Origin of the sequence: Niallia sp. FSL K6-0212, from assembly GCF_038007605.1 — a bacterium.
GTDB classification, from domain to species: domain Bacteria; phylum Bacillota; class Bacilli; order Bacillales; family Cytobacillaceae; genus Niallia; species Niallia circulans.
In genome coordinates, this window is the sequence record NZ_JBBOXL010000001.1 from 1,589,686 (window position 1) to 1,615,346 (window position 25,661).

At 35.0% G+C, this 25,661-nt stretch carries 20 protein-coding genes; 19 read left to right on the forward strand and 1 reads right to left on the reverse strand.

From position 1 onward, the window contains the following. Positions 1 to 335 precede the first annotated feature (335 nt). Positions 336 to 2,012: a dihydroxy-acid dehydratase gene (gene ilvD / locus MHH96_RS07480; protein WP_047944245.1), complete on the forward strand. Its 1,677-nt coding sequence runs from the start codon at positions 336 to 338 to the stop codon at positions 2,010 to 2,012. 91 nt (positions 2,013 to 2,103) lie between these two features. On the opposite strand, the gene MHH96_RS07485 is transcribed toward ilvD, so the two are convergent. Beyond that, on the reverse strand, positions 2,104 to 3,135 hold the full coding sequence (locus MHH96_RS07485; RefSeq protein WP_047944244.1) for an AI-2E family transporter: 1,032 nt from the start codon (positions 3,133 to 3,135) through the stop codon (positions 2,104 to 2,106). Between the two features lie 229 nt (positions 3,136 to 3,364). On the opposite strand from MHH96_RS07485, the gene MHH96_RS07490 reads away from it, so the two are divergent. The 18 genes from MHH96_RS07490 to MHH96_RS07575 all read left to right on the forward strand — a co-directional run bounded on the left by MHH96_RS07490 (position 3,365) and on the right by MHH96_RS07575 (position 25,641). Next, positions 3,365 to 3,502: a MerR family DNA-binding transcriptional regulator gene (locus tag MHH96_RS07490; protein ID WP_186440704.1), complete on the forward strand. Its 138-nt coding sequence runs from the start codon at positions 3,365 to 3,367 to the stop codon at positions 3,500 to 3,502. A gap of 388 nt (positions 3,503 to 3,890) precedes the next feature. Then, complete coding sequence (locus MHH96_RS07495) at positions 3,891 to 5,195, forward strand: hemolysin family protein (RefSeq protein WP_047944243.1); 1,305 nt, start codon at positions 3,891 to 3,893, stop codon at positions 5,193 to 5,195. 241 nt (positions 5,196 to 5,436) lie between these two features. Then, positions 5,437 to 6,873, forward strand: a complete 1,437-nt coding sequence (locus tag MHH96_RS07500) for a PTS mannitol transporter subunit IICB (protein ID WP_047944242.1) — start codon at positions 5,437 to 5,439, stop codon at positions 6,871 to 6,873. Between the two features lie 246 nt (positions 6,874 to 7,119). Beyond that, positions 7,120 to 9,198: a BglG family transcription antiterminator gene (locus tag MHH96_RS07505; RefSeq protein WP_047944241.1), complete on the forward strand. Its 2,079-nt coding sequence runs from the start codon at positions 7,120 to 7,122 to the stop codon at positions 9,196 to 9,198. A 15-nt stretch (positions 9,199 to 9,213) separates the two neighbouring features. After that, the gene (locus MHH96_RS07510; protein WP_047944240.1) at positions 9,214 to 9,645 is read left to right on the forward strand and encodes a PTS sugar transporter subunit IIA; all 432 of its coding nucleotides are present in this window, start codon (positions 9,214 to 9,216) and stop codon (positions 9,643 to 9,645) included. A gap of 4 nt (positions 9,646 to 9,649) precedes the next feature. Next, on the forward strand, positions 9,650 to 10,801 hold the full coding sequence (locus MHH96_RS07515; protein ID WP_047944239.1) for a mannitol-1-phosphate 5-dehydrogenase: 1,152 nt from the start codon (positions 9,650 to 9,652) through the stop codon (positions 10,799 to 10,801). A 427-nt stretch (positions 10,802 to 11,228) separates the two neighbouring features. Continuing rightward, complete coding sequence (locus MHH96_RS07520) at positions 11,229 to 13,328, forward strand: PBP1A family penicillin-binding protein (RefSeq protein WP_047944238.1); 2,100 nt, start codon at positions 11,229 to 11,231, stop codon at positions 13,326 to 13,328. A gap of 616 nt (positions 13,329 to 13,944) precedes the next feature. Next, entirely contained in the window at positions 13,945 to 14,874 is a 930-nt protein-coding gene (qoxA, locus tag MHH96_RS07525) for a cytochrome aa3 quinol oxidase subunit II (RefSeq protein ID WP_047944237.1), read from the forward strand. Beyond that, positions 14,864 to 16,816 carry a cytochrome aa3 quinol oxidase subunit I gene (qoxB, locus tag MHH96_RS07530; RefSeq protein WP_047944236.1) on the forward strand — a complete coding sequence of 651 codons (1,953 nt, stop codon included), beginning with the start codon at positions 14,864 to 14,866 and terminating at the stop codon, positions 16,814 to 16,816. Before qoxA ends, qoxB begins: the two co-directional genes overlap by 11 nt. Continuing rightward, on the forward strand, positions 16,816 to 17,418 hold the full coding sequence (gene qoxC, locus MHH96_RS07535) for a cytochrome aa3 quinol oxidase subunit III (protein WP_095322681.1): 603 nt from the start codon (positions 16,816 to 16,818) through the stop codon (positions 17,416 to 17,418). The genes qoxB and qoxC overlap by 1 nt, the downstream gene beginning before the upstream one ends. 6 nt (positions 17,419 to 17,424) lie before the next feature. Then, positions 17,425 to 17,730, forward strand: a complete 306-nt coding sequence (gene qoxD / locus MHH96_RS07540) for a cytochrome aa3 quinol oxidase subunit IV (RefSeq protein ID WP_047944233.1) — start codon at positions 17,425 to 17,427, stop codon at positions 17,728 to 17,730. Between the two features lie 233 nt (positions 17,731 to 17,963). After that, positions 17,964 to 18,920 (forward strand): ABC transporter permease, encoded by a 957-nt coding sequence (locus tag MHH96_RS07545; RefSeq protein WP_047944228.1) that lies wholly within the window; start codon positions 17,964 to 17,966, stop codon positions 18,918 to 18,920. Beyond that, complete coding sequence (locus MHH96_RS07550) at positions 18,910 to 19,863, forward strand: iron chelate uptake ABC transporter family permease subunit (protein ID WP_144545991.1); 954 nt, start codon at positions 18,910 to 18,912, stop codon at positions 19,861 to 19,863. Before MHH96_RS07545 ends, MHH96_RS07550 begins: the two co-directional genes overlap by 11 nt. Then, positions 19,857 to 20,615 carry an iron ABC transporter ATP-binding protein gene (locus tag MHH96_RS07555; protein WP_047944226.1) on the forward strand — a complete coding sequence of 253 codons (759 nt, stop codon included), beginning with the start codon at positions 19,857 to 19,859 and terminating at the stop codon, positions 20,613 to 20,615. Before MHH96_RS07550 ends, MHH96_RS07555 begins: the two co-directional genes overlap by 7 nt. A gap of 284 nt (positions 20,616 to 20,899) precedes the next feature. After that, a complete protein-coding gene (locus tag MHH96_RS07560) occupies positions 20,900 to 21,850 on the forward strand; it encodes a siderophore ABC transporter substrate-binding protein (RefSeq protein ID WP_341117008.1) in 951 nt (316 codons plus the stop codon). 174 nt (positions 21,851 to 22,024) lie between these two features. Further along, the gene (locus MHH96_RS07565; protein WP_095257985.1) at positions 22,025 to 23,017 is read left to right on the forward strand and encodes a Gfo/Idh/MocA family protein; all 993 of its coding nucleotides are present in this window, start codon (positions 22,025 to 22,027) and stop codon (positions 23,015 to 23,017) included. 32 nt (positions 23,018 to 23,049) lie between these two features. Continuing rightward, positions 23,050 to 23,931 carry an ROK family protein gene (locus MHH96_RS07570; RefSeq protein WP_047944223.1) on the forward strand — a complete coding sequence of 294 codons (882 nt, stop codon included), beginning with the start codon at positions 23,050 to 23,052 and terminating at the stop codon, positions 23,929 to 23,931. A 288-nt stretch (positions 23,932 to 24,219) separates the two neighbouring features. Then, the gene (locus MHH96_RS07575) at positions 24,220 to 25,641 is read left to right on the forward strand and encodes a sensor histidine kinase (RefSeq protein WP_341117010.1); all 1,422 of its coding nucleotides are present in this window, start codon (positions 24,220 to 24,222) and stop codon (positions 25,639 to 25,641) included. Positions 25,642 to 25,661: the final 20 nt, after the last annotated feature.

The window sequence follows — 25,661 nt, forward strand, 5'->3', positions numbered from 1 at the left end:
AATCTTCATCGTTTTTTTTAGATTTTTTACAACAGCCAATAATTGAGAAAAGAAAGAAAGTTATTTTAATATATCTTTATTTTGGAACGGCATCAAGAAAATGGAAGGAAATATAAAAAATAGACGGGACTGTTTGTTAGGTTTTCTAACATTTATCGTTAGATGGTTATTGATATAACGATGTTTTTACCTTTTTCTAGAAAAAGTAAACAAAATAAACTTATCTGAATAATCACAAGAATAAATTATACCAATTTTGTTATCATAGTGTTACAATAGGTAAAAGTTTAAATATACAGATTTTTCGATTTAGTCGGATAATTGGAGGGATAAAAGTGACACAATTGAGAAGTAATATGATTAAGAAAGGATTCGACCGAGCTCCGCATAGAAGCTTACTGCGTGCAGCTGGTGTTAAAGAGGAGGATTTTGATAAACCGTTTATTGCAGTGGTCAATTCATATATTGATATTGTTCCAGGTCATGTCCACTTACAGGAATTTGGGAAAATTGTAAAAGATGCAATAAGAGAAGCGGGCGGCGTTCCCTTTGAAATGAACACAATTGGGGTAGATGATGGGATCGCAATGGGACATATTGGAATGCGCTATTCATTACCAAGCCGTGAAATTATTGCAGATTCTATTGAAACAGTAGTTGCAGCACACTGGTTTGACGGGATGGTTTGTATTCCTAACTGTGATAAAATCACACCTGGAATGATGATGGCTTCTTTACGCTTAAATATTCCTACTATTTTTGTAAGTGGGGGGCCGATGAAAGCTGGAGTTACTAGTGATGGCAGAAAGATCTCCTTATCATCTGTATTTGAAGGTGTAGGGGCTTACCAGTCAGGTAAAATCGATGAAAGTGGACTAAGAGAATTAGAACAATTTGGCTGTCCGACATGCGGTTCTTGTTCCGGCATGTTCACAGCAAATTCCATGAATTGTTTGGCAGAAGCTTTAGGTCTTGCTTTACCTGGAAATGGGACAATTCTTGCTGTGGCACCAGAGAGAAAGGAATTTGTAAAGAAATCTGCGAAACAGTTGATGAATCTAATAAAAGAAGATATCAAACCGAGAGATATTGTTACAGAAAAGGCAATCGATAATGCGTTTGCTTTAGACATGGCATTAGGTGGATCCACTAATACAGTGCTTCATACATTAGCATTGGCTCATGAAGCAGGTGTAGAGTATCCTCTTGAAAGAATCAATGAAGTAGCATCTAGAGTACCTCATTTATCGAAGCTTGCGCCTTCGTCTGATGTACATATTGAAGATCTGCACGAAGCAGGCGGTGTGTCAGCAGCGCTATACGAATTATCGAAAAAGGAAGGAGCTCTCCATTTAGATACGTTAACTGTTACAGGAAAAACACTTGGAGAAAATATCGCTGGATGTAAAGTGAAAGATTATCAAGTCATTCGACCAATTGATGATCCTCATACTCAAACAGGTGGATTGGCAGTCCTATTTGGGAATTTAGCTCCTCAAGGTGCTATTATTAAAACAGGTGGAGTCCAAAATGGCATTCAACGACATGAGGGACCAGCTATTGTGTTTAATTCACAAGATGAAGTGCTGGAAGGATTAGTAAAAGGAAAAGTGAAGGAAGGACATGTTGTCATCATTCGCTATGAGGGACCAAAAGGAGGACCTGGTATGCCGGAAATGCTGGCACCTACTTCCCAAATTGTTGGAATGGGTCTTGGTCCAAAAGTAGCACTGGTAACAGATGGGCGTTTTTCCGGGGCTTCTCGAGGTATTTCGATTGGTCATGCTTCTCCTGAGGCAGCCGAAGGAGGACCATTGGCATTTGTAAAAGATGGCGATCATATTGTAATTGATATTGAAAATCGTACAATGGATGTTGTTGTTCCAGAGGAAGAATGGGAACAGAGAAAAGCAGAATGGAAAGGTTTTGAGTCGAAAGTAAAAAGCGGCTACTTGGCACGTTATTCGAAGCTTGTGACATCTGCGAATACAGGAGCAGTATTAAAGTATTAATTTGAACTGCTCATTATAGAATAAAAGCAGGCTGGATTCACTTTCTTGTGTGAATCCAGCCTGCTTTTATTGAATAGAAATGAAGCGAGAACTATTCTTTTACTAAGTTTGTTTTCCTTTTTGGATCCATACTTTGTACTTGGAGGATATCTAAAAGAAACACAAACACAGGTATACCAATGATTAATCCCCATACTCCAAAGAAATGCTCTGAGAAGATAAGGACAATAAAGGTGAAAAATACAGGTAAATTTGTTTTCGAAGACATGAGCTTCGGGTTAAGAATATAAGCTTCGATTGCATGAATGATACAAATAAAAATAATCAAAATAATGATATAGGGGTATCCGCCAATGGTATATCCAATTGTTAATAAGGGAATGAGGGAAATAATAACCCCGGCAACTGGAATAAGACCAAGAACAAATACCATAAGAGATAATCCTAGTAATTGAGGAAAACTGAGTATCCATAATCCGATTGTCGTTAAAATGCAATTTACCAAAGCGATAATAACCTGTGCTTCTAATACTTTTCCGAAAGTTAACACAAACTTTTTGCCGAAAAACTCCATTTCGTTATAAAAAGGAGCTATTTTACTTGTGCGGAAGTTTTCTTTATATTTAATCAAACGCGGCTTCTCTAACAGGAAGAAGAAGCTTAAGATAATAGCTAGTATGAATTGTAAACTTAGGGAACTAATACTGGAAAAATATTTAACGATAATGCCCAGCCCTTGTTCCAAATAGCTGTTTATTTGTCTTTCTTGAATAATGGAAACAATATAATTTAAGACAGCATTATCATGGGGACGAGAGTAAAAATCCATTAGTTGTCTAACTAATGCTGTTATTTCTTCCACTAACATTGGCAAATATTTAATAAAGCTATAAGAAAGTAATCCGATGGTTATGAGATAGAGGATGCTAACTATAACGTTTCGTTTTACGTGAATTCGCTTAGAGATAATTTTTTCCATACGATCCATTAAAAATGAAAGAATAAAGGTAAAAAGCATTAAATTAATCATACTCCTAAGTGTGTAGATACCCAGAATCATGAGAGCAAAGATGAAAAACCTTTTTACACTTTTACTTGTAAGAAAATTGATAATTGTTTCCACTCCATTTCCCCTTTTTGATATATTTTTTCTTGTCTATCTATCTACCTATATTCTAACCTAAATTGATTTTTAATCATATAAAAAAGCCGACATTTTTGAAAATTTAGCAAGATAAAAAGCGTGTGCAAAATATATTGGAAGTATTTTGCTTGAAACTTTTCTCCTTAGACTTATATAATTAATTAAGTATAACTAAAACGTTATGGTTAGGAGGAGAAGCGATGGGGCTGTGAAATTAAGAATTGGTGATTTAGCAAAAGCTACTGGTGTGGCAAAAAGAACCATTGATTATTATACAAACCTTGGCCTTCTTCAAGCAGAGCGTTCCCAAACTAATTATCGTTACTATGGTGAAGAACAAAATTGAATAAATAAAGCTATTGAAGAATACAAAAAGAGTAAGCTTACGCTGGAGGAAAAGAAGGAACGATTAAATAATCAACAAGTGCATTCCATAGGTATAGAGGAACTGAGAGCAAATAGGAAGAGTCTAAGTGATAAAATGCATCAGATGCTTACCTCTAGAGATGCACAGGTCCAACATAAAAATAGAGAAGTAAGAAATACTATTATCCATGAAAGCATTTCTTTATACAAGCACTGCTTCTTTTGCTAAATTAACTGTTTTGCATTTATTTATATATTCGGAAGTAGGAATGAATTTTAACTAGTAGCAGCGTCTTTCCTTTTGTAATGTGAGAAAGGCATGCGGCTTTTATTAATCAGGAGGTGTAAGCCCCTTTACGGGCTACTTATTGGAAATTTTTAATTTGATTTTATTCGTGATATTAATTGCATTTACTGCTTTTTTCGTGGCAACAGAGTTTGCGATCGTAAAAGTCAGGAGTTCAAGAATTGATCAGTTAGTTGCTGAAGGTAAAAAAGGAGCATTAGCAGCAAAAAAAGTTACGACACATTTAGATGAATATTTATCAGCTTGTCAATTAGGGATAACTGTGACAGCCTTAGGTCTTGGTTGGATTGGAGAATCTACTTTCGCAGAAATTCTAGAGCCTCTATTTGTTCATTTATCGATCGGAACGGCGCTATCGCACTTGATTGCCTTCATTATTTCTTTTTTACTTGTAACTTTTTTGCATGTCGTTGTTGGAGAATTAGCTCCGAAAACAGTAGCTATTCAAAAAGCAGAATTAATAACATTAACCTTTGCAACACCAATTATTTGGTTTTATCGTCTATTATACCCTTTTATTTGGTTGTTGAATGGCTCTGCAAGACTTTTGACAAGTATCTTTGGATTAAAGCCAGCGTCAGAACATGAACTTGCTCACTCGGAAGAAGAGTTAAGAATTTTAATGTCAGAAAGCTATAAAAGCGGTGAAATCAATAAAAACGAATTAGCATATGTAAATAATATTTTTGAGTTTGATGAACGAATTGCCAAAGAAATAATGGTCCCAAGAACAGAAATGGTGACTATCAGTGTGGACAATACATTTGATGAAATAATGGCTATCTTAGAGGAAGAAAATTATACTCGCTACCCGTTAGTAAATGGGGATAAGGATAATGTGATCGGCTTAATTAATATTCGCGAATTTCTTACTGCAACTATTCAAAGCAGAGAAGCAATTCAATTAGAGGATTATATGAAACCAATTATCCGGGTAATTGAAACAGTTCCTATCCGCGAATTGCTGATTAAAATGCAAAAGGAACGTACACATATGGCGATTTTGCTTGATGAGTATGGTGGTACTTCAGGAATTGTTACAGCTGAAGATATTCTGGAAGAAATTGTTGGAGACATTAGAGATGAATTTGATGAGGACGAAATCTCTGACATTCGCAAAATAAAGGATAATCATTATATTCTTAATGGCAAAGTATTGATTAGTGAAGTAAATGATCTTTTAGGAACTCACTTATCAGAAGATGAAGTAGATACAATAGGCGGATGGTTTTTGACTAATAATTTTGAAGCGGTTGAGGGAGATATATTAAAAGAGGAAGGATATATCTTCAAAATTAAAAATATTGAAGAACACCATATACATTTCATTGAAGTAATCAAAGATACAAGTGTAGTGGAAGCTTGATGAAAGACTTTTAAGAGAAGGGGAAACCCTTCTCTTTTTATGTGTAGTTACGTATAAATAGGAAGGGTGGTGGCATTTTATAAAGAGGAAATTAAAGCGAATGCTGATTTTATTGAATTTTACCAATTAAATTAATTTAATTGTGTCAACATTGTGTCTGTCAAAAGTGTATTTACTTTGAATTGAGAATAATCTGTAACCGCTTTATAATCAAACTGAAATATTAAGGGGGTTAAACAAAATGTCAGACGAAAATAAAAATGGTTTTCGTGTCAAAATACAGCGTTTTGGTAGTCATTTAAGTGGCATGATTATGCCTAATATAGGAGCATTTATCGCATGGGGGTTAATTACCGCCTTATTCATTGAAACAGGATGGGCTCCTAACAAAGAGTTAGCAAAACTAGTAAGTCCAATGATTACGTATTTATTGCCATTATTAATTGGTTATACAGGCGGTAAGATGGTTTACGCAGAGCGCGGTGGTGTAGTTGGTGCAATTGCAACCATGGGTGTAATCGTCGGTGCAGATATTCCGATGTTCCTTGGTGCGATGGTTATGGGTCCACTTGGTGGCTACTTAATCAAAAAAGTGGACGATTTATTTAGAGGAAAAATTAAAGCCGGATTTGAAATGTTAGTAAATAACTTCTCAGCTGGTATTTTGGGAGCGCTTATTGCCATTATTGGTTTTAAATATGTTGGTCCAATTGTAGCAGCATTAAGTAACTTCTTATCGAACGGTGTAGAATTAATTGTTAATGCAAACCTCTTACCATTAGCAAGTATCTTTATTGAGCCTGCTAAAGTATTGTTCTTAAATAATGCCATCAACCAAGGTATTTTAGGTCCGATTGGGGTAGAACAAGCGAAAGAGGTAGGAAAATCTATTCTATTCTTACTAGAATCAAACCCTGGTCCTGGGTTTGGGGTACTATTAGCTTATTGTATATTTGGAAGAGGTACATCAAGACAGACAGCACCTGGGGCAGCAATTATTCACTTCTTGGGTGGTATTCATGAAATTTACTTCCCATATATTTTAATGAAACCTGTAATGTTATTAGCTGTAATCGCTGGTGGTATGGGTGGAGTATTCACCTTTACACTATTTGATGCAGGTCTAGTAGCGACTCCATCCCCTGGTAGCATCATTGCGTTAATGATGATGGCGCCAAAAGGACAACATTTAGGTGTTATCGCTGGTGTTGTGGTTGCAACGATTATTTCTTTCGTGATTGCAGCTATTATTTTGAAAACAAGTAAAGATAAAGAAGAAGATATTAATGCAGCAACAGAAAAAATGGAAGCATTAAAAGGGAAGAAAAGCTCGGTTGCAAGTGCAATTACTGAGACTACAGCAACTCCTGATGCAGCTGAAACTTCAGAATTTGATTACAAATCAGTGAAGAAAGTAATCTTTGCTTGTGATGCTGGTATGGGATCTAGTGCGATGGGTGCATCAATTATGCGTAATAAAGTGAAAAAAGCAGGAATTGAAGGAGTAGATGTAACAAATACTTCTATTGCAAACCTTCCAAGTGATGCGGATCTTGTTATTACCCATAAAGATCTAACAGATAGAGCAGTAGAAAAATTACCGACTGCACACCATGTTTCTGTTGAGAATTTCATGAACAGCCCTAAATATGATGAGATCATTGAAAAATTAAAATAAGAATTAGCAGAAATACCGGCCAACTTAGTAGATTGGCTGGTATTTTTTGTGTTTAACGCGGTTTATGTCTATTTAATCTTTTTCCATGAAAAAGTACTTAAATTTCAGTATTTATAGATAAAAATAGGGAAGTATAAATTAGAAATGGCAACAATGAAATTGAAAAAAATATGTTTAATACTGTTTGAATAAGTGTGTATAACAGTTTTATAATTAAATTATGTCAGGTGATTAAGGGGATAAGCTATGATTATTTCCGCTCGAGAAAGAATTATTTTACAGATACTATTAGAAAATATAGAGGAAGAAATGACGATTAAGGGAATTGCTGAACATGTAAATGTTAGTGAACGAACGATACATCGTGATTTAAAGAATGTCGAATCTATACTAAAAGATTTTCATCTTCAAATGAATAAAAAAGCTGGAGTCGGCGTGAAAATTGTAGGAAATCCTAATGATATTTATCAACTAAGGGTATCTATCTTAAAACAGGATTATATAGAATACACACCCGATGAACGGATAATCGTGGCTTTATGTACCTTATTAGATCATCAAGAACCGATTAAACTATTTTCTTTAGCAAAAGAACTAGGAGTAACAACTGCCACGGTAAGCAATGATTTGGATAAGCTGGAACCGATTATAGCAAAGTATGATTTGCAATTAATGAGAAAAAGAGGTTATGGTATTGAATTAGTTGGAACAGAGGAAGATAAGAGAAAAGCGATTCGCAGTCTTATATCCGACCGATTTGATGTCCCAGAGTTTCTTAAAATGGTGAAGGAAAACATTCAAAAAAAGTCTAGCAATAAAATCGACTCAATTTCCGAACGGCTTTTAGGATTGGTACAAAAAGAAAAATTGCTGCGTATTGAAAATATTATTGAAGATATCAACGAGCAATTACCTTATCCGCTGGCGGATAGTTCTTATGTTGGATTGGTCGTTCACATTGCTCTTGCTATGGAGAGAATCCAGCGAGGAGAAAATATTTCTTTTAAAGAAGATTATTTAGGGGAGCTGTCGCAAACAAAAGAATTTGATTTTGCGCGCCAAATCGTATCAAGACTAGAACGTACTTTTGATATTTCGATTCCTACAGAGGAAGTCGGTTATATTACGATGCATTTAAGGGGAGCAAAGGTACGTTATGACAATAAAGTCGGCATTGAAGATGAAAATGTTGAAGTAGCAATGCTAGTTAGGACATTAATTGCAAATGTCGAAAAATTACTGCATACAACATTGGCAGATGATTCTTTATTTCAAGGGTTATTAGCTCACCTTCAGCCTACATTATATCGTTTAGATCAGAAAATGAGTATTTCCAATCCCTTATTAGAAGATATTAAAGAGGATTATGCTGAGTTGTTTGAAGTGGTTCAGCAAGCTGTGGAAAAAACACTTGTTGACAGAGATGTACCAGAAGAAGAAATCGGCTATTTAGTTCTTCATTTTGGTTCTGCGTTAAATGATAGAAAAATAACAAAAAATATCAAGTTATTGATCATTTGTTCATCCGGAATTGGGACATCTAAAATGCTTGCAGCAAAAATTGTTAATCAAATTCCAAGCCTATCAGAAGTGAAAACAGCATCTGTATTCGAGTTAAAGAATATTTCCATCGATGATTATGATGCCATTCTTTCGACTATTCCATTAGAGGATATCTCTAGAGATTATTTATTAGTAAATCCGATTTTAAATGATAAGGATTTGGAAGAAGTAAAAACCTATCTTCAAAAGAATATCGGTCATGTAATAAGGGAAGAAAAGGGAATAGAAGTTCCTAAACAAAAATGTATTGATTTCCAGACCTTTCTCCTTTTTTCAGAGCAAGCCCAGCTATTATCCTCTATTTTAAAGGAGCTGGATATTTGGGATGAGAGAGCAAGTTTAAGTGCAAGCTTAAACAAGGGATTAAGGATATTGAAACAACAAGGTTCTATTTCAAGCGTGGAAGAAGTATTTGCTGCTTTAGAAGCACGGGCTGAAATAGGGGGACTTGCTATTCCGGAAACCAATTTAGCTCTTTATCACACAAGTAATAATCAAATTGAAAAACCATCTTTCAATATCATAGACTTGCCCGAGATGGTGAGTTTGAGGGCAATGAATGGTGCTAATGAAATGGTGAAGCGGGTATTACTTTTGCTTGCGCCGTTAGATGCAAATCAAAATGTAATGGAAGTATTAAGTTTTTTAAGTGCCTCTATTATTGAATCGGAAAGAAGTATTCATGTATTCAGTAACGGCAAGAAAGAAGAACTATTAAATTTTATTAGCAGCAGGTTTTTAAAACATCATTTGAGAAATTAATAGGAGGAATAAACAATGAGTATTTTAAAAAAAGAGAACATTATTTTAAACAGCAGTCTAGCAAGTAAAGAGGAAGCTATCAAAAAAGCAGGTCAAATTCTAGTGGAACAAGGCTATGTTTCAGAGGATTATGTCCCAGCTATGCTGCAAAGAGAAGAAATTTCATCAACTTATATGGGTAACTTCTTAGCTATTCCCCATGGTACAGATGAAGCAAAAACAGCAGTATTAAACTCTGGATTATCTGTTATTCAAGCACCAAACGGCGTAGACTTTGGAGATGGCAATATTGTTAAATTAATCATTGGAATTGCTGGGAAGGATGGCGAACATTTAGAGCTGTTATCACAAATTGCCATTGTATGTTCTGAAATGGAAAATGTCGAAAAATTAGTTGCTGCGAAATCAGAAGAGGAAATAATCCAAATTTTAAGCGAGGTAGAATAATACGATGAATGCTATTCATTTTGGAGCTGGAAATATAGGTAGAGGATTTATTGGTCTATTACTACATCAGTCAAATTATGCTATTACCTTTGTGGATGTAAACGAACAGATTATCGATGAAATTAATCGTGTTGGTCAATATCATGTTTTATTGGCAAATGAAGCGAAAGATCAATTCACAGTTAAGAATATTAAAGGAATTAATAGTAAAGTAAATCCAGAACAAGTGGTTGAACAATTTATCCATGCAGACATTGTGACTACAGCTATCGGACCTAATATTCTAAAGTTCATCGCGCCGCTAATTGCTGACGGAATTAAAGCACGAATGAAAAGTAATCAAACACCTGTTAATGTAATTGCTTGTGAAAATATGATTGGTGGTAGTAGTGCCCTTAAACAGTTTGTGTTAGAGCATTTAAATGAAGAGGAAGCAGCTTGGACAGAGGAATACGTTGGTTTCCCTGACTCAGCTGTAGATAGAATTGTGCCAAACCAGAAGAATGAAAACTTATTAGATGTTCTGGTAGAGCCTTTCCATGAGTGGGTTGTAGATGAAACGGCAATTAAAGGAGCGAAACCTGAAATTGCCGAGGCGCATTTCGTAAATAATTTACAGGCATATATTGAAAGAAAGTTATTTACTGTAAATACTGGTCATGCAGCAACAGCCTATTTAGGCAATAGAAAGAATTATGAAACCATTTCTGAAACAATTCAACATGAAGATGTGAAAGAAAAGGTGCTTCATGTTTTACAAGAAACGGGAAAAGTATTAGTAGCAAAATATGGTTTTAATGCAGCAGATCATCAAAAATATATCGACAAAATTTTAGGCCGCTTTGCGAATGTTTATATTGTAGACGATGTAAAACGAGTTGGTAGATCACCGCTTCGAAAATTGGGCGGGAATGATCGATTAGTTGCTCCAGCGCTAGCATACTATAATGAGTTTAAAGAAATTCCTTCTTATTTAGTAGAAGTAATGGCATCGGCTCTTCACTTTTATACAGCAGAAGATCAAGAGTCTGTTGAATTAAAGAACTTAATAGATGAAAAAGGAGTTCAAGCTGCTTTTAGTGAAGTTTCTGGTTTAAGCGAAGATCATGCTTTAGTGAAAGAAGTAGTGCTTACTTATAACAAAATAAATGCATAAATAAAAAATCCAATGAGGTTTCAAAGCCCATTGGATTTTTTATTTCTAGAGTAATTAGAAGCTCTTAGAGCGTGTTGCTAATGCTGAGGCTGCCTTTGACTGTTTGCGCTTGTCCCACATTTTTTTGGCGAAGGGATAAATGATAGGTCCCCACGTAATTAGTCGTCTGAACATTTTTTTCATTATCTCTCACATCCTTTTAGCCTTTACTTATTCTTTTCCCAAGAAATCAAATGGATAAACAATAACCCCTATTCTAGTTAAATTTGGTAATATTAGATAGAGATCCCTTCTTGTAATTTAGAAAAAAAGAGAATATAGTTTTCATAGATAGTTGCAACATATAAGAGAAAATAACCGTCTAATGATTAGAGAGAAAAACGGAAGAAGATTTATTCTATGAGTAAAAGTAAAGGATAGGTAATAGATGGATCGATTAAAACCATATTGGGAAGGGTTTCGACGTTTCTGGAAAAAGAGACATCTTACCCAAATTATACTGTTGGCTTTGTTATTATTTGTTTTATTAGCGATATTATATTTTACGTACCTAGCAACACAAGCAAATGTTAGTACATTAAAGGCTGGCTTAAGTCAGGCGACCATTATTTATGACAAAGATGGAGATGAAGCAACTCGAATAAGAACGGAAAGAACAGAAGGCATTGAATTAAAGGATGTCCCAAAATATGTTCCAGACGCAGTTGTTTCTATCGAAGATGAACGTTTCTATCAACATAATGGGTTTGATATTAAAGGGATCAGCCGTGCGTTTTTTAAGAATATTTTTGCAGGGAGAATTACTGGTGGAGGAAGTACGATTACCCAGCAATTAACAAAAAATGCTTTGTTAACTTCCGAACAGACCTATAAGCGGAAAGCAGAGGAACTATTCCTTGCTGTAGAAATAGAGAAGCATTATGAAAAAGATGAAATTCTACAAATGTATTTGAATCACGTTTATTTTGGCAGTGGTGCCTGGGGTATCAGCCAAGCATCCTTGAAATATTTTAATAAAGATATTAAGGATGTATCTATTAGTGAGGCTGCATTGCTAGCAGGAATAGTGCAAGCTCCATCTGCATTAGACCCTTATAAAAATTATGAGGGTGCGATTAATCGCCGCAACCTTGTTCTGAAGAAAATGGCAGAGTTAAAAAAAATTACAGAAGAGCAGTACCAGCAAGCAGTGAACGAAAAAATTGTATTAGAAAATGGGGGAGGATCTTTTATTGAAAGAGATTATCCCTACTTTGTAGATGCAGTGATCGATGAAGCAATCAGCAAGTATGGACTTACACAAGAAGAAATCTTAAAAAGAGGATATAAGATTTATACAGAAATGGATCAAAACCTTCAATCTACTTTAGAAAAAACTTTTGCAAGAGATTCCCTGTTTCCAAGAAGTTATGATGGAACACTAGTGCAAGGCGGAGCGGTTTTACTTGATCCGGAAACAGGGGGAGTAAGAGGATTAGTGGGAGGAAGAGGAGAGCAAGTTTTCAGAGGCTTTAATCGAGCTACTCAAATTAAAGTCCAGCCAGGATCTACGATGAAGCCACTTGCTGTTTATACACCTGCTTTAGAAAAAGGGTATAAAATTGACTCTATGCTTGAAGATAAGCCTTTCAAAAAGGGTGATTATGAACCGAAAAACTTCACGAAGACTTATAGAGGCGAAGTTCCGATGTATGAAGCATTAGAAGACTCTTTAAATGTGCCAGCAGTCTGGCTGCTAGATAAAATTGGTTTGGAAAATGGTCTTAAATCCCTTGATCGCTTCGGCATTCCTTATGAAAAAGAGGATGAATATCTAGGAATAGCTTTAGGCGGGATGTACAGTGGTGTTTCACCATTACAAATGGCGAGCGCTTATTCTACATTTCCTAATGAGGGAGTCCGAATGGAAAGTCATTTGATTACAAAAATTGTTGGACCGACAGGCAATGTTGTGGCTGAATATGAGCCAAAATCGACAAGAGTTACTTCCAAATCCGTGGCAAATGACATGACCTCCATGTTATTGGATGTTATTAAATCAGGAACTGGCCAAGGAGCAAAAATAACAGGATTTCAACTTGCCGGAAAAACAGGTTCCACTCAATTAAAGGATTCGAATATTCCTGGTACAAAGGATCAATGGTTTGTAGGGTATACCCCTAATTTAGTTGGGTCGATGTGGCTTGGATATGATAAAACAGATAACAATCATTATCTGCCAAGCAAAAGTTCTGGCGATGTAGTACCAATTTTCAAAACAATTATGGATCAAGCCGTACAATATGTAGAGCCAGAGAATTTTCAGGTTCAATCTGTAAGTGATAGACTTGCAAATAAGGATAGTAAAAATGTAAATAAAAAAGTAGAAGAAACGAAAAAGGCAATTAAAGAGAAAGCAGAAGAAATAGAAACAACTATAAAAGAGAATTCTTCCAAGTGGAGCCAAGTTGTAGACGAGATTAAAGAAGATGCGAAAAAGGTAAATGATAAGGTAAAAGGGAAATTACAAGAAATACTAGGAAATTAATCGTTTCAAAAGATAGAAGTAGATACTGATACTAGTGGCAGCTGCTATTAGTATCAGTATAAATTTCTATCTTTTTTTCATAAGCAGCAAGAAGGGAAGATTTGTTTCTTATAATTTTGTATAACTAGAGATAAATAATGGATAGAATTAGGAAAGAGTATGAGGTTTATTTATATCGAGCCTGTGATAAATATAACAGAATAAATAAAAGGGGGAATGTTCATTTACAGAAGGAAAACACGAATAAAATGATGGAAAAAGCAACCAGTATAAATTATAATTGATGTAAGCGTTTTTAAAAGGAGATTTGAAGAAATGATCTAATTTGTAAAAATGTTTGTGACATAATTGTGGACGTGGATTTTAATAATGGTATCTGCTATAATAAAAAGGTTGATAAAATCTTGAATATAGGAAAACATAAGGATAGAAAATGTGAAAATTGGTAAAATTATACTTACGTTTTTTGTCACATATAATAGGTTCAAGATATGATATCATCATACAGGTAGTAATAATTCCTATTTTACCTCTGTAATATGAATGTTCTGTGTCTAAATATCGAACATTCTGTGAATAATTTAACATTTTAATTTATATGGAAGGAGCTGTACAAATGAAAAAGGGAGTTTTAGTTTCGCTTTTAGCAATTGTACCATTATTCATTTTAAGTGGCTGTGAATCCATGGTAGTATTTGACCCGCAAGGTCCTGTTGCTAGAAGTATTACGGACTTGATTAACTGGTCAATTGTATTAATGGCTTTTGTTTGTCTAGTAGTTTTTGCACTATTTGGCTACATAGTTTGGAAGTATCGTGCAACCAAAGAAAATGCTGACTATGAACCAGATGAACATGGAAGCACAAAGCTTGAAATTGTTTGGACTGTAATACCGTTCTTAATAATCATTGCATTAACGGTTCCAACTGTAAAAACAATCTTTGCTTTAGAAGATGTTCCAAAAGATTATAAAGATCGTGATCCAGTAGTGATTAACGTTACTTCTGCAGATTGGAAATGGATTTTTAGTTATCCAGAAGAGGGGATTGAAACAGTTAATTATGTAAATATCCCTGCTGGTGTACCTGTTGAGTTTAAATTAACTTCTGCTGGTACCATGCAATCATTTTGGATTCCTGCTTTAGCTGGTCAAAAGTATACAATGTATGGTGCTGAAACAGAACTTTATGTGGTAGCAGATAACCCAGGTAACTATGAAGGACAAAATACAAGCTTTAACGGTAAAGGTTATGCGGAGATGAAGTTTGATGTCGAAGCAAAATCTGTTGAGGATTATGATAAATGGGTAGATGAAGTAAAAGACACTGCTCCTAAGTTAACAGAGGAGAAATACAGAGAAATTATCAAGCCTACACATTTAGGGCGTATGACTTTCTCTAATACACATTTAGAGTGGATTGACCACGGTAAAGGTGGAGACTCAAACTATTATTTAAACCCTGAGTTATATCGAGTTCATGGATATCCAGGTAGAACTTTTGAAAAGAATCAAGAGTCTGACGGAGGTGAAAAGGATGCACATTAAGTGGGATGACATTGTTATTACTGGTGATCCCCTAATATTGTCTGCTCAAATAGGTATTATTCTAACCATGCTTGCTGTAGTAGTTGGTGTTACTTATTTTAAGAAGTGGCAATATTTATGGGATGAATGGATAACAACGGTTGATCACAAAAAAATCGGTATCATGTATATTATTGTTGCCGTATTAATGTTCTTCCGTGGTGGAGTAGACGGTTTGATGATGAAATATCAAACATCAGCTCCTGAAATGAAATTTTTAGATCCACAGCATTATAATGAAGTATTTACAACGCATGGTGTTATCATGATTCTTTTTATGGCGATGCCAGCATTGATTGGATTAATGAACGTAGTTATTCCATTGCAAATTGGTGCACGTGATGTTGCGTTCCCCCAATTGAATGCATTAAGCTTCTGGTTAACATTCAGTGGAGCAATGCTATTCAATATTTCTTTCGTAATTGGTGGTTCTCCTGATGCAGGATGGACATCCTATTTCCCTCTAGCGGGGAAAGAATTTACACCAGGAGTTGGAAACAACTTCTATGCAATTGGACTGCAAATCGCAGGTATTGGTACGTTAATGACAGGTATTAACTTTATTGTGACAATCCTGAAAATGCGTGCTAAAGGGATGACCTTAATGAAAATGCCAATGTTTACTTGGACTTCATTAATTACAAACGTAATTATTGTGTTTGCATTCCCTATTTTAACTGTTGCATTAGCATTAATGACATTTGACCGTTTATTCGGAACTCATTTCTTCACGATTTCTGGTGGAGGAAATGCGATGTTATGGAATAACCTATTCTGGTTATGGGGACATCCAGAGGTATATATTGTTATCTTGCCTGCATTTGGAATGTTCTCTGAAGTTATTGCTACATTCTCGAAAAAACGCCTATATGGTTATAATTCAATGATTATCTCTATTGTCGGTATTGCATTATTGAGTTTCCTTGTGTGGGTTCACCATTTCTATACAATGGGATCTGGACCAGTTGTAAACTCTGTATTCTCAATCACAACTATGTTAATCGCAGTTCCAACTGGGGTTAAGATTTTCAACTGGTTGTTTACTATGAGAAAAGGACGTATCCAATTTACAACGGCAATGCTATGGGCGCTTGCATTTATTCCGACCTTTACTATTGGTGGGGTAACGGGAGTTATGCTGGCAATGGCTGCAGCAGACTATCAATATCATAATACATTATTCTTAGTAGCTCATTTCCACTATGTATTAATACCAGGTGTTGTATATGCAGTATTTGCTGGTTTCTATTACTGGTGGCCAAAAATGTTTGGTTATGCATTAAACGAACGTTTAGGAAAATGGCATTTCTGGTTGTTTAATATTGGTTTTAATGTAACCTTTATGCCAATGTTCTTCTTAGGCTTAAAAGGAGCAGTAAGACGTTCTTATACTTTCTCAGCGGAATCTGGATTTGCGCCATTGTTCATGTTATCAGCAATCGGATCTCTTATTCTTGCTGCTGGATTTGCCGTACTAGTTTATAACATCTACTATAGTACTCGTTATGCAGATAGAAAGATTTCTACAGATCCATGGGATGCAAGAACACTAGAATGGCATACAGCTTCACCAGTTCAGCCATATAACTTTGCAATTACTCCAGAAGTAAAAGCATTAGATGCGTTCTGGTATATGAAGAAAAATAATGAAGGCTTAGTATTAAAAGAAGAAGAACTAGAGGAAATACACATGCCAAGCAATTCTGGGCTTCCATTCTATATGTGTGTTGTATTTGGTATCGTCGGTTTCTTCCTAATATTTGAATGGTTTATTCCAGCTGCAATTTGTAGCTTAGGTATTTTTGTTGGCTTAATCATTCGTTCCTTTGATTATAACGAAGGTTATCATATTAAACTGGATGTTATTAAGAAAACGGAACGTGCATGGAGAGGTGAGAAATAATGGCAAAAGTCGATAAGTCCTTACCACTAGAATATCAAACAGAGCAAAGTCGTTTAAATATTCTAGGCTTCTGGATTTTCCTTGGTGCGGAGGTTGTATTATTCGCTACCTTATTTGCAGCCTATGGATCTTTAAAGGATAACTTTGCAGGCGGACCTACTCCAGCTGAATTATTTAAATTAAAAGATGTAATGATTGAAACACTTTTACTATTAACAAGTAGTTTCACTTGTGGGATCGCTATCTGGTATATGCGTCGCCAAAATTTAAAAGGATTATTAACATGGTTAATTATCACTTTAGCATTGGGTGCAGGCTTCGTCTTTGTGGAAGTAAATGAATTTATTCATTATGTACATGAAGGAGCGACAATGCAGACAAGTGCCTTCCTTTCTTCGTTCTTTGTATTGCTAGGAACACACGGATTGCACGTATCCTTAGGTATAGGCTGGGCGATATTGATTATTATTCAATTGCTTAAACATGGCTTAACACCAACAACTGCTCGTAAGACATTTATTATAAGTTTATACTGGCATTTCTTAGACGTTGTGTGGATTTTCATCTTCACATTCGTTTATCTTGCTAGAATGGGAGGGTAATAAAAGATGGCAAAAAATCATGAAAATGAAAAATTTCCAATTAGTCATATTGCAGGTTTTATTGTTTCTTTATTACTTACCTTCGCAGCTGTAGGGGCTAAGTTATATACAGATCTTCCAATGGTTACTGTAATGTGGATTATCGGGGCATTAGCTGTGATTCAGGCAATTCTTCAACTGTTTATGTTTATGCATCTTACAGAAGGAGAAGGGCAAGTACAGACTATTAATATCATTTATGCTTTCTTCTGCGCAATTGTCGTTGCCGGTGGAACAATTTGGGTAATGACGTCAGGACACGTACATTACTAATAAAGTTAGAAAAAAGCCTCCCTTTGGGGGCTTTTTTTGTATATAAAAGACTAAATAACTAGGTAATAGGGATTATTATTTTTGAAATGTTGTGATAATTACATTTGGCCTTTTAAAAAGCATTGACGGGCTAGAAAAAGATGATAAAATAAAGAAAGAATCTAAATGATAATGAAAATCATTTGCGATGAAGTTGGGAGTGAGGGAAACGAGTAATATTACTCATTGGCACTATGAAAATTAGACACTTAACTATAATGTTAATAGTTTTATCTATCATCTCCCTATTTGTAGGAGTAATTGATATTCATCCACAAAATATTTTTCATTTAACAGCAGATCAGAGAGAAATTCTCCTGATTAGCAGATTTCCTCGCTTAGTCAGTATTATTATAGCTGGTGTTAGTCTAAGTATTTGTGGACTTATCATGCAGCAGATATCGAGAAATAAATTTGTTTCTCCTACAACTGCTGGAACAATGGACTGGGCGAGACTTGGGATTTTAGTAGCTTTAATGCTTTTTACAGGCGAGAGCCCGATTATTAAAATGTTAATCGCTTTTGTATTCGCACTTGGAGGAACCTTTTTGTTTATGCGAATACTTAATATGATTAAATTTAAAGACGCTATCTTTATTCCATTAATCGGTTTAATGCTAGGGAATATTGTTAGCTCGATTACCACTTTTTTTGCCATGAAATATGATTTGATTCAAAATATGTCTTCATGGTTACAAGGAGATTTTTCTTTAATCATGGAAGGACGTTATGAACTTCTTTACATAAGTATTCCGATGGTTATTGTTGCATACTTATATGCCAATAAATTCACAATTGCTGGACTAGGTGAGGATTTTTCTACTAATCTTGGTCTCAATCACAAAAGAGTAGTGAATATAGGGTTAATTATCGTAGCGTTAGTCTCTTCTGTTGTATTGCTGACAGTAGGAATGATTCCTTTTCTAGGTCTAATTATTCCCAATATTGTTTCGTTATACAGAGGAGATAATCTGAAAAATAGCTTAACCCATACAGCATTATTAGGAGCAGTCTTTGTATTATTCTGTGATATTCTTGGAAGAGTGATTATTTATCCGTATGAGATATCGATCGGTGTGATGGTGGGTGTCATTGGAAGTGGAGTATTCTTGTATTTACTAGTAAGGAGAAAGTCTTATGATGCAACCTAGAGTAAAACTAATAATACTAGCTATAGTAGCAGTATTATTAATTTCCATATTTATGCTAATAAAGGTTAGTGGTAATAACTGGGAATATGTGATTCCACGTAGAGCCATAAAAATTATCGCGATTCTTTTAACAGGCGGCTGTATCGCCTTTACTTCGATGGTATTTCAGACGATTACAAATAATCGTATTTTAACACCGAGTATTTTAGGACTAGACTCCCTTTATCTCTTCATTCAAACTGTAGTGGTTTTCGTTTTTGGTTCAAGTACAATGACTGTGATGAATAGCAATATTAATTTTTTGTTATCCGTCGTTTTAATGGTTTTTTTCTCAAGTATTCTTTATAAGCTATTCTTTAGGAGAGATAATCAAAACATATTATTACTGCTGTTGATTGGAATTGTATTAGGAAGCTTTTTCTCTAGTCTCTCTTCCTTTATGCAGGTGTTAATTGATCCAAATGAGTTCCTTATTATCCAAGATAAAATGTTTGCAAGTTTTAATAATGTAAACACCAATATTTTAATAATCAGTATTATTATTGTTACTATTGTGTCTGTCTATGTTACGAGATATAGTAAATTCTTTGATGTCATGTCATTAGGAAGAGACCAGGCCATTAATTTAGGAATTGATTATGAGAAAGTAGTACGCCGTATGCTAATTGTGGTGTCGATCCTAGTGTCGGTTTCCACTGCCTTAGTGGGACCCATCACCTTTCTTGGATTATTGGTTGTTAATTTAGCTCGTGAGTTTTTAAAAACATATAAACACCGAACTTTAATTACTGGATCTATCTTATTGAGTATTATTTCTTTAGTTGGTGGGTTACTGATTGTAGAACGTGTATTTACTTTTTCAACGACAATCAGTGTGATAATTAACTTTGTAGGTGGAGTGTATTTTATCTATCTATTACTAAAGGAGAGAAAAGCATGGTAGAAGTAAAGAATATTACCAAACAATATGGGGGCAAAAAAGTGCTCGATAATGTTTCTCTTTCAGTAGAGAAAGGGAAAATCACTTCTTTTATTGGACCAAATGGAGCAGGGAAAAGTACATTGCTTTCAGTAATAAGTCGCTTAACGAAAGCAGACAGTGGAGATGTTTATATTGATGGACAGCATATCGATAAATCGAAGAGTAATGATCTTGCCAAGAAAATTTCTATTTTAAAACAGGCAAACCATATAAACCTCCGCTTAACTGTAAGAGAACTTGTCAGCTTTGGCCGATTCCCATATTCGCAAGGAAAATTAAATGCCCTTGATGAGAAAATGGTAGACGAAGCTATTAAATATATGGAATTAGAAGATATGCAGCATAAATACATAGATCAACTAAGTGGAGGACAAAAGCAAAGAGCCTATATTGCGATGGTAATTGCTCAAGATACAGAATATATCCTATTGGATGAGCCATTAAATAATTTAGATATGAAGCATTCTGTCCAAATAATGAAGGTTCTAAGAAGATTAGTAGAAGAGCTGGGGAAAACAGTAGTAATCGTAATCCATGATATCAATTTTGCCTCAGTTTATTCCGATAATATCGTAGCATTAAAGAATGGCAAAATCATAAACGATGGACCAGCAAAAAAAATCATTAATCAAAAAGTATTGAAAGATATTTATGAAATGGATATGCAAATTGAAGAAATAAATAATCAAAGAATATGTGTTTATTTCGCATAAAAAATGAACATTGATTATGGATAAATGATTGATTCATTGTAGAAAGAAGCTAATGGTGGTAGAAAAATAGAAAGGGGGCAGTGTAATTATGGCTGACTTAAAAATAAGTCCCTTCGCCAGAAGAAAACCATAATAACACTACCATTAGATATTAGCAAAATCCTAAATCATTCTAGGAAAATGAGGAAGGAAAAAGGCTAATAATACCTTATCATAGGGTATTCTGTCTTTAAATGCAATGCATTCAATTTAGTTTATAAATTAAATTTAGAGGTGTTTATAAGATGAAGAAAAAGCTTTCCCTATTATTATTAACATTGATTTTTGCAGTATTAGCTGCATGTGGAAATACAGAAAAATCGAATGCTGATACAAAGAAAGGTAGCGAGAAATCGGCAGAAATTAAAGTAACCCATGATTTAGGAGAAGATACAGTTAAAGCAGACCCTAAAACAGTTGTTGCTTTTGATTTTGGTGTTTTAGATACTTTAGATAAATTGGGAATAGAAGTAGCCGGGGTTCCACAGGCGAATATTCCACCATATCTTTCTAAATATGAAGATTCAAAATATACAAATGTAGGTAGTTTAAAAGAGCCAGATTTCGAGGCAATTAGTGAATTAGAACCGGATGTAATCTTTATTTCTGGAAGACAGTCGGCTGCATATGAAGAATTGAAAAAAATTGCCCCAACTGTATATCTTGGTGTTGATACAACAGATTATATGAATTCCTTTAAGCATAATATGAATATTATTGGAGAGATTTTTGATAAGAAACAAGAGGTTACCAAAGAATTAGCAAAAATAGATGAAGATATTGCTGCACTTAACGAAAAGGCAAAAGCAGTAGATGGTAAATCCTTAATCTTATTGGTGAATGATGGTAGCATAAGTGCGTACGGGAAAAACTCTCGTTTCGGCATTATTCATGATGTTTTTGGGCTGGCACCGGCAGATGAAAATATTGAAGCTTCTACACATGGACAAAAGGTTACTTTTGAATATGTAGCAGAAAAAAATCCAGCCTATTTATTTGTTATTGATAGAGGAGCAGTTGTTGGAGGGGAGTCTTCTGCTGAGAAGGTCCTTGATAACAAACTTATAAATGGAATTGATGCAGCTAAAAATGATCATATTGTTTATTTAGACCCAAGCTATTGGTATCTATCAGGGGGCGGTCTTCTGTCAACAAGTGAGATGGTTAAAGAAATTTCAGAAGCCATTTCCAAATAACGCTGGGTAAAGAGTCCAACGAGTAAAAAACTACTTGTTGGATTTTTTTATAGTAAATAAAATAATAGATCATTTTCAAAAGATAAAAATTCTAGTAGATAGTTGCTTTTTTTAGGAGTTCCCTCCAAAATAAAAGGGAAGAAGGGAATATTCATCGAATGAGGAGGTCTTTGGATGACGATTAAATTTGGAGTTATCGGAACCAATTGGATTACAGAATCTTTTATAAAGGCAGCTGGTGAAATAGAAGATTTTCAATTAAATGCGGTATACTCACGAACAGCGGATAAAGCGAAAGCGTTTGCTGCTAAATTTAATGTTGAACATACATATACTAATTTAGAAGAAATGGCAAAGAGCGACAAAATAGATGCTGTATATATTGCAAGCCCTAACGCTTATCATGCGCAACAGGCAATCCTATTTTTGAAAAATAAAAAGCATGTTTTAACAGAAAAAGCGATGGCTTCTAATACAGCAGAAGTGAAAGAAATGATTACTGCGGCCAAGGAAAATGAAGTTCTTTTAATGGAGGCACTCAAAACAACATTTCTTCCTAATTTTAAAGTTGTTCAAGAAAATTTACATAAACTGGGGAAAATTAGACGTGCATTTGTAAGTTATTGTCAGTATTCTTCGCGGTATGATGCTTATAAAGAAGGAACAGTATTAAATGCTTTTAAGCCAGAGCTGTCAAATGGAGCATTAATGGATATTGGGGTTTATTGTCTCTATCCTATGGTACTTCTTTTTGGAAAACCAGAGAAAGTTAAGGCAAATAGTTTCTTATTGGAAACAGGTGTTGACGGCGAAGGAAGCATTATTCTAGAGTATCCAGATATGGATATCATTCTCATGTATTCGAAAATAACCAACTCTCATATTCCGTCTGAAATCCAAGGAGAAGATGGCAATTTAATAATCAATCAAATGAATACTCCTACAAAAGTAGAGTTTATACCACGAAATGGAGAAGGGGAGAATCTTACCCTTCCTCAAAAGGAAGCTTCGATGTTTTATGAGGCACAGGAATTTATAGAATTGATTAAGGCAGGAAAAACCGAATCCTCTGTTAACTCTTTTAATATTTCTTTAGCGGTAATGGAAGTGATGGATGAGGTAAGAAGACAAACGGGAATAGTTTTCCCGGCTGACACAAAACAGTAAGTATATAAAACTATTATAAGGAGAGAGAAACCATGTCACTATACGGCGCTATTGAAGCTGGTGGAACAAAATTTGTCTGTGCAGTAGGGGATGCAAAGGGAAATATCCAAGAAAGAATATCCATTCCAACAACAACACCGGAAGAAACGATGCCAGAGGTTATTGCTTTCTTTAAAAAGTTTTCCGTTGACGCAATTGGAATTGGCTCGTTTGGTCCTATTGATGTGGATAAAAACAATGCCACATATGGAAATATAACAACGACACCAAAGCTTGCATGGAAGGACTTTCCATTACTAAAAACAATAGAAGATGAATTTTCTGTTCCAACTGGTTTTAATACAGATGTAAATGTTGCCGCACTAGGAGAAGCAAAGCTAGGCGCTGCTAAAGGTGTGGATAATTGTTTATATATAACGATTGGTACAGGGATTGGTGCTGGAGCTTATATTAATGGGGAATTGCTGCAAGGATTAACACACCCAGAGATGGGTCATATTTTAGTAAGAAGGCATCCCAAAGATAGCTATAAAGGCAGATGCCCATACCATGCAGATTGCTTAGAAGGATTAGCAGCTGGGCCGGCAATTGAAGAACGCTGGGGCGAGAAAGCATTTCACTTAAGTGATAAAGAGGAAGTATGGGAAATGGAAGGCTATTACATTGCACAAGCCCTTATGCAATATATTCTTATTCTATCTCCAAAAAAAATTATCCTTGGCGGCGGGGTTATGAATCAGGAGCATGTGTTAACATATGTTTATCGCTATTTGGGAGAGCTTTTAAATGGCTATGTTTCCTACCCTGAAGTGCAGGATAAAATGAATGAATATATTGTTAGACCAGGTTTAGGAGATAATGCTGGAATTACAGGTGGACTTCTCCTTGCAGAAAAAGTTTTTCACGAAAGATAAGTCAATAATGGAGGCCATTTAAAGGAGAATATCTTTTAAATGGCCTTTTTATGTTTTTAGCTTTCCTGATGGAGATTTTATTCGCGAAAATATGTGACTTATTCGCTAAAAATCATTAATAATTCGCGGAAAACTTCTCGTAATTCGCGAAAATCCACAATATTGTCCAAAGCCAAGCAAATATTTAAAAAAGTAAATAGAGTGTGTTGGCATATCCACATTTCTGCCTAAATAAATATGATATGATTAATTTAACCATTTATAAATTTGATGAAACGGTGGTAATACATGAGAATTAAATACATCTATCAGCAGCTAATTAGTCACTTAAGCGTTATTCTCGTAGCCCTATTAGTATTAAGTCTTGTTTTTTCACATTATATTGAGAAATTGGTTTTCTCTATGAAGGCAGATGAACTAAAGGGATACGGATATAATATAGTCCAAGACGTTCAAGGAGCGGATTTATGGTCCGCAGCAACTTATTCTACGTTATTACGATATTCGGAAGAGCTAAAGGGCACTGGGATAACGATTGGCATCTTCAATACACAAAGAAATCGTATTTGGTCTTTTGGAAAGGATTTGGATATCAATATTACTCATGCAGAGTGGGATGAAATAAAGGATGGTCGCAGTACAGTCATTAAACCGAGTACAAAAAGGGGAGACCAAGAGGTAGCTTTAGTTGCAATTCCGTATTCTGTTAATGATGTAGTTGTGGGAGGAATCATCTTAACGTCACCTCTTTTAGAAGCAAAAGAAATGATTCAGGAAATTAATCGCTATTTAATTTATATTCTTTTTCTAGTGTTTGCGATTGCCTTATTGATGAGCTTTATTTTTTCAAGAGTACATGTTAATCGAATAAAAAAACTTCAGGAAGCTACAAGCCATGTTGCAGAAGGAGATTATAGCGTGAAAGTTTCCTCTTCTACATTTGATGAGATTGGAGAATTAGGGGAAGATTTTAATCAGATGGTAGATAAATTAAGAGAGTCGAAGGAAGCAATTGATGCACTAGAAAATCGGAGACGGCAATTTATGTCAGATGTTTCTCATGAATTAAAGACCCCGTTAACAACGATTAGCGGTGTCATAGAAGGATTAAACAATAATATGATACCAGAAAATGAGCGGGAGAAAGGTCTGAAATTAATTAGCCATGAGGCAAAAAGACTTATCCGATTAGTAAATGAGAATCTTGATTATGATAAAATACGTTCCAACCAAATTGTACTGATGAAGGAGTTTATTTCCCTCCAAGAAGTATTAGAAATAATTGATGACCAGCTGTCTATTTTAGCAGAGGAGAAAGGGGTTAAAATCCACATTGATGTGGGTAGTGATGCTGTGATTTATGCTGATTATGATCGGCTTATCCAGATCATTATGAACATCACGAAAAACAGCATACAGTTTACCGAGAACGGAAATATATGGTTAAGAGGACGAACGGAAGCAAGCAAAACAATCATAGAGGTAAAAGATACTGGAATTGGTATAGATGCACACGAAATAGAAAACATTTGGAAAAGGTTTTATAAAGCGGATCTCTCTAGAACCAATAACCCTTACGGCGAATTTGGACTTGGTTTATCTATTGTTAAGCAATTAGTTCAGTTCCATGAAGGGAATATTCAAGTGTCGAGCGAAAAAGGGAAAGGCACTACCTTTACTCTTTTCTTCCCTCTTCCAGAAGAAAAGTAACAGAGCTTTCATGCCTTGTA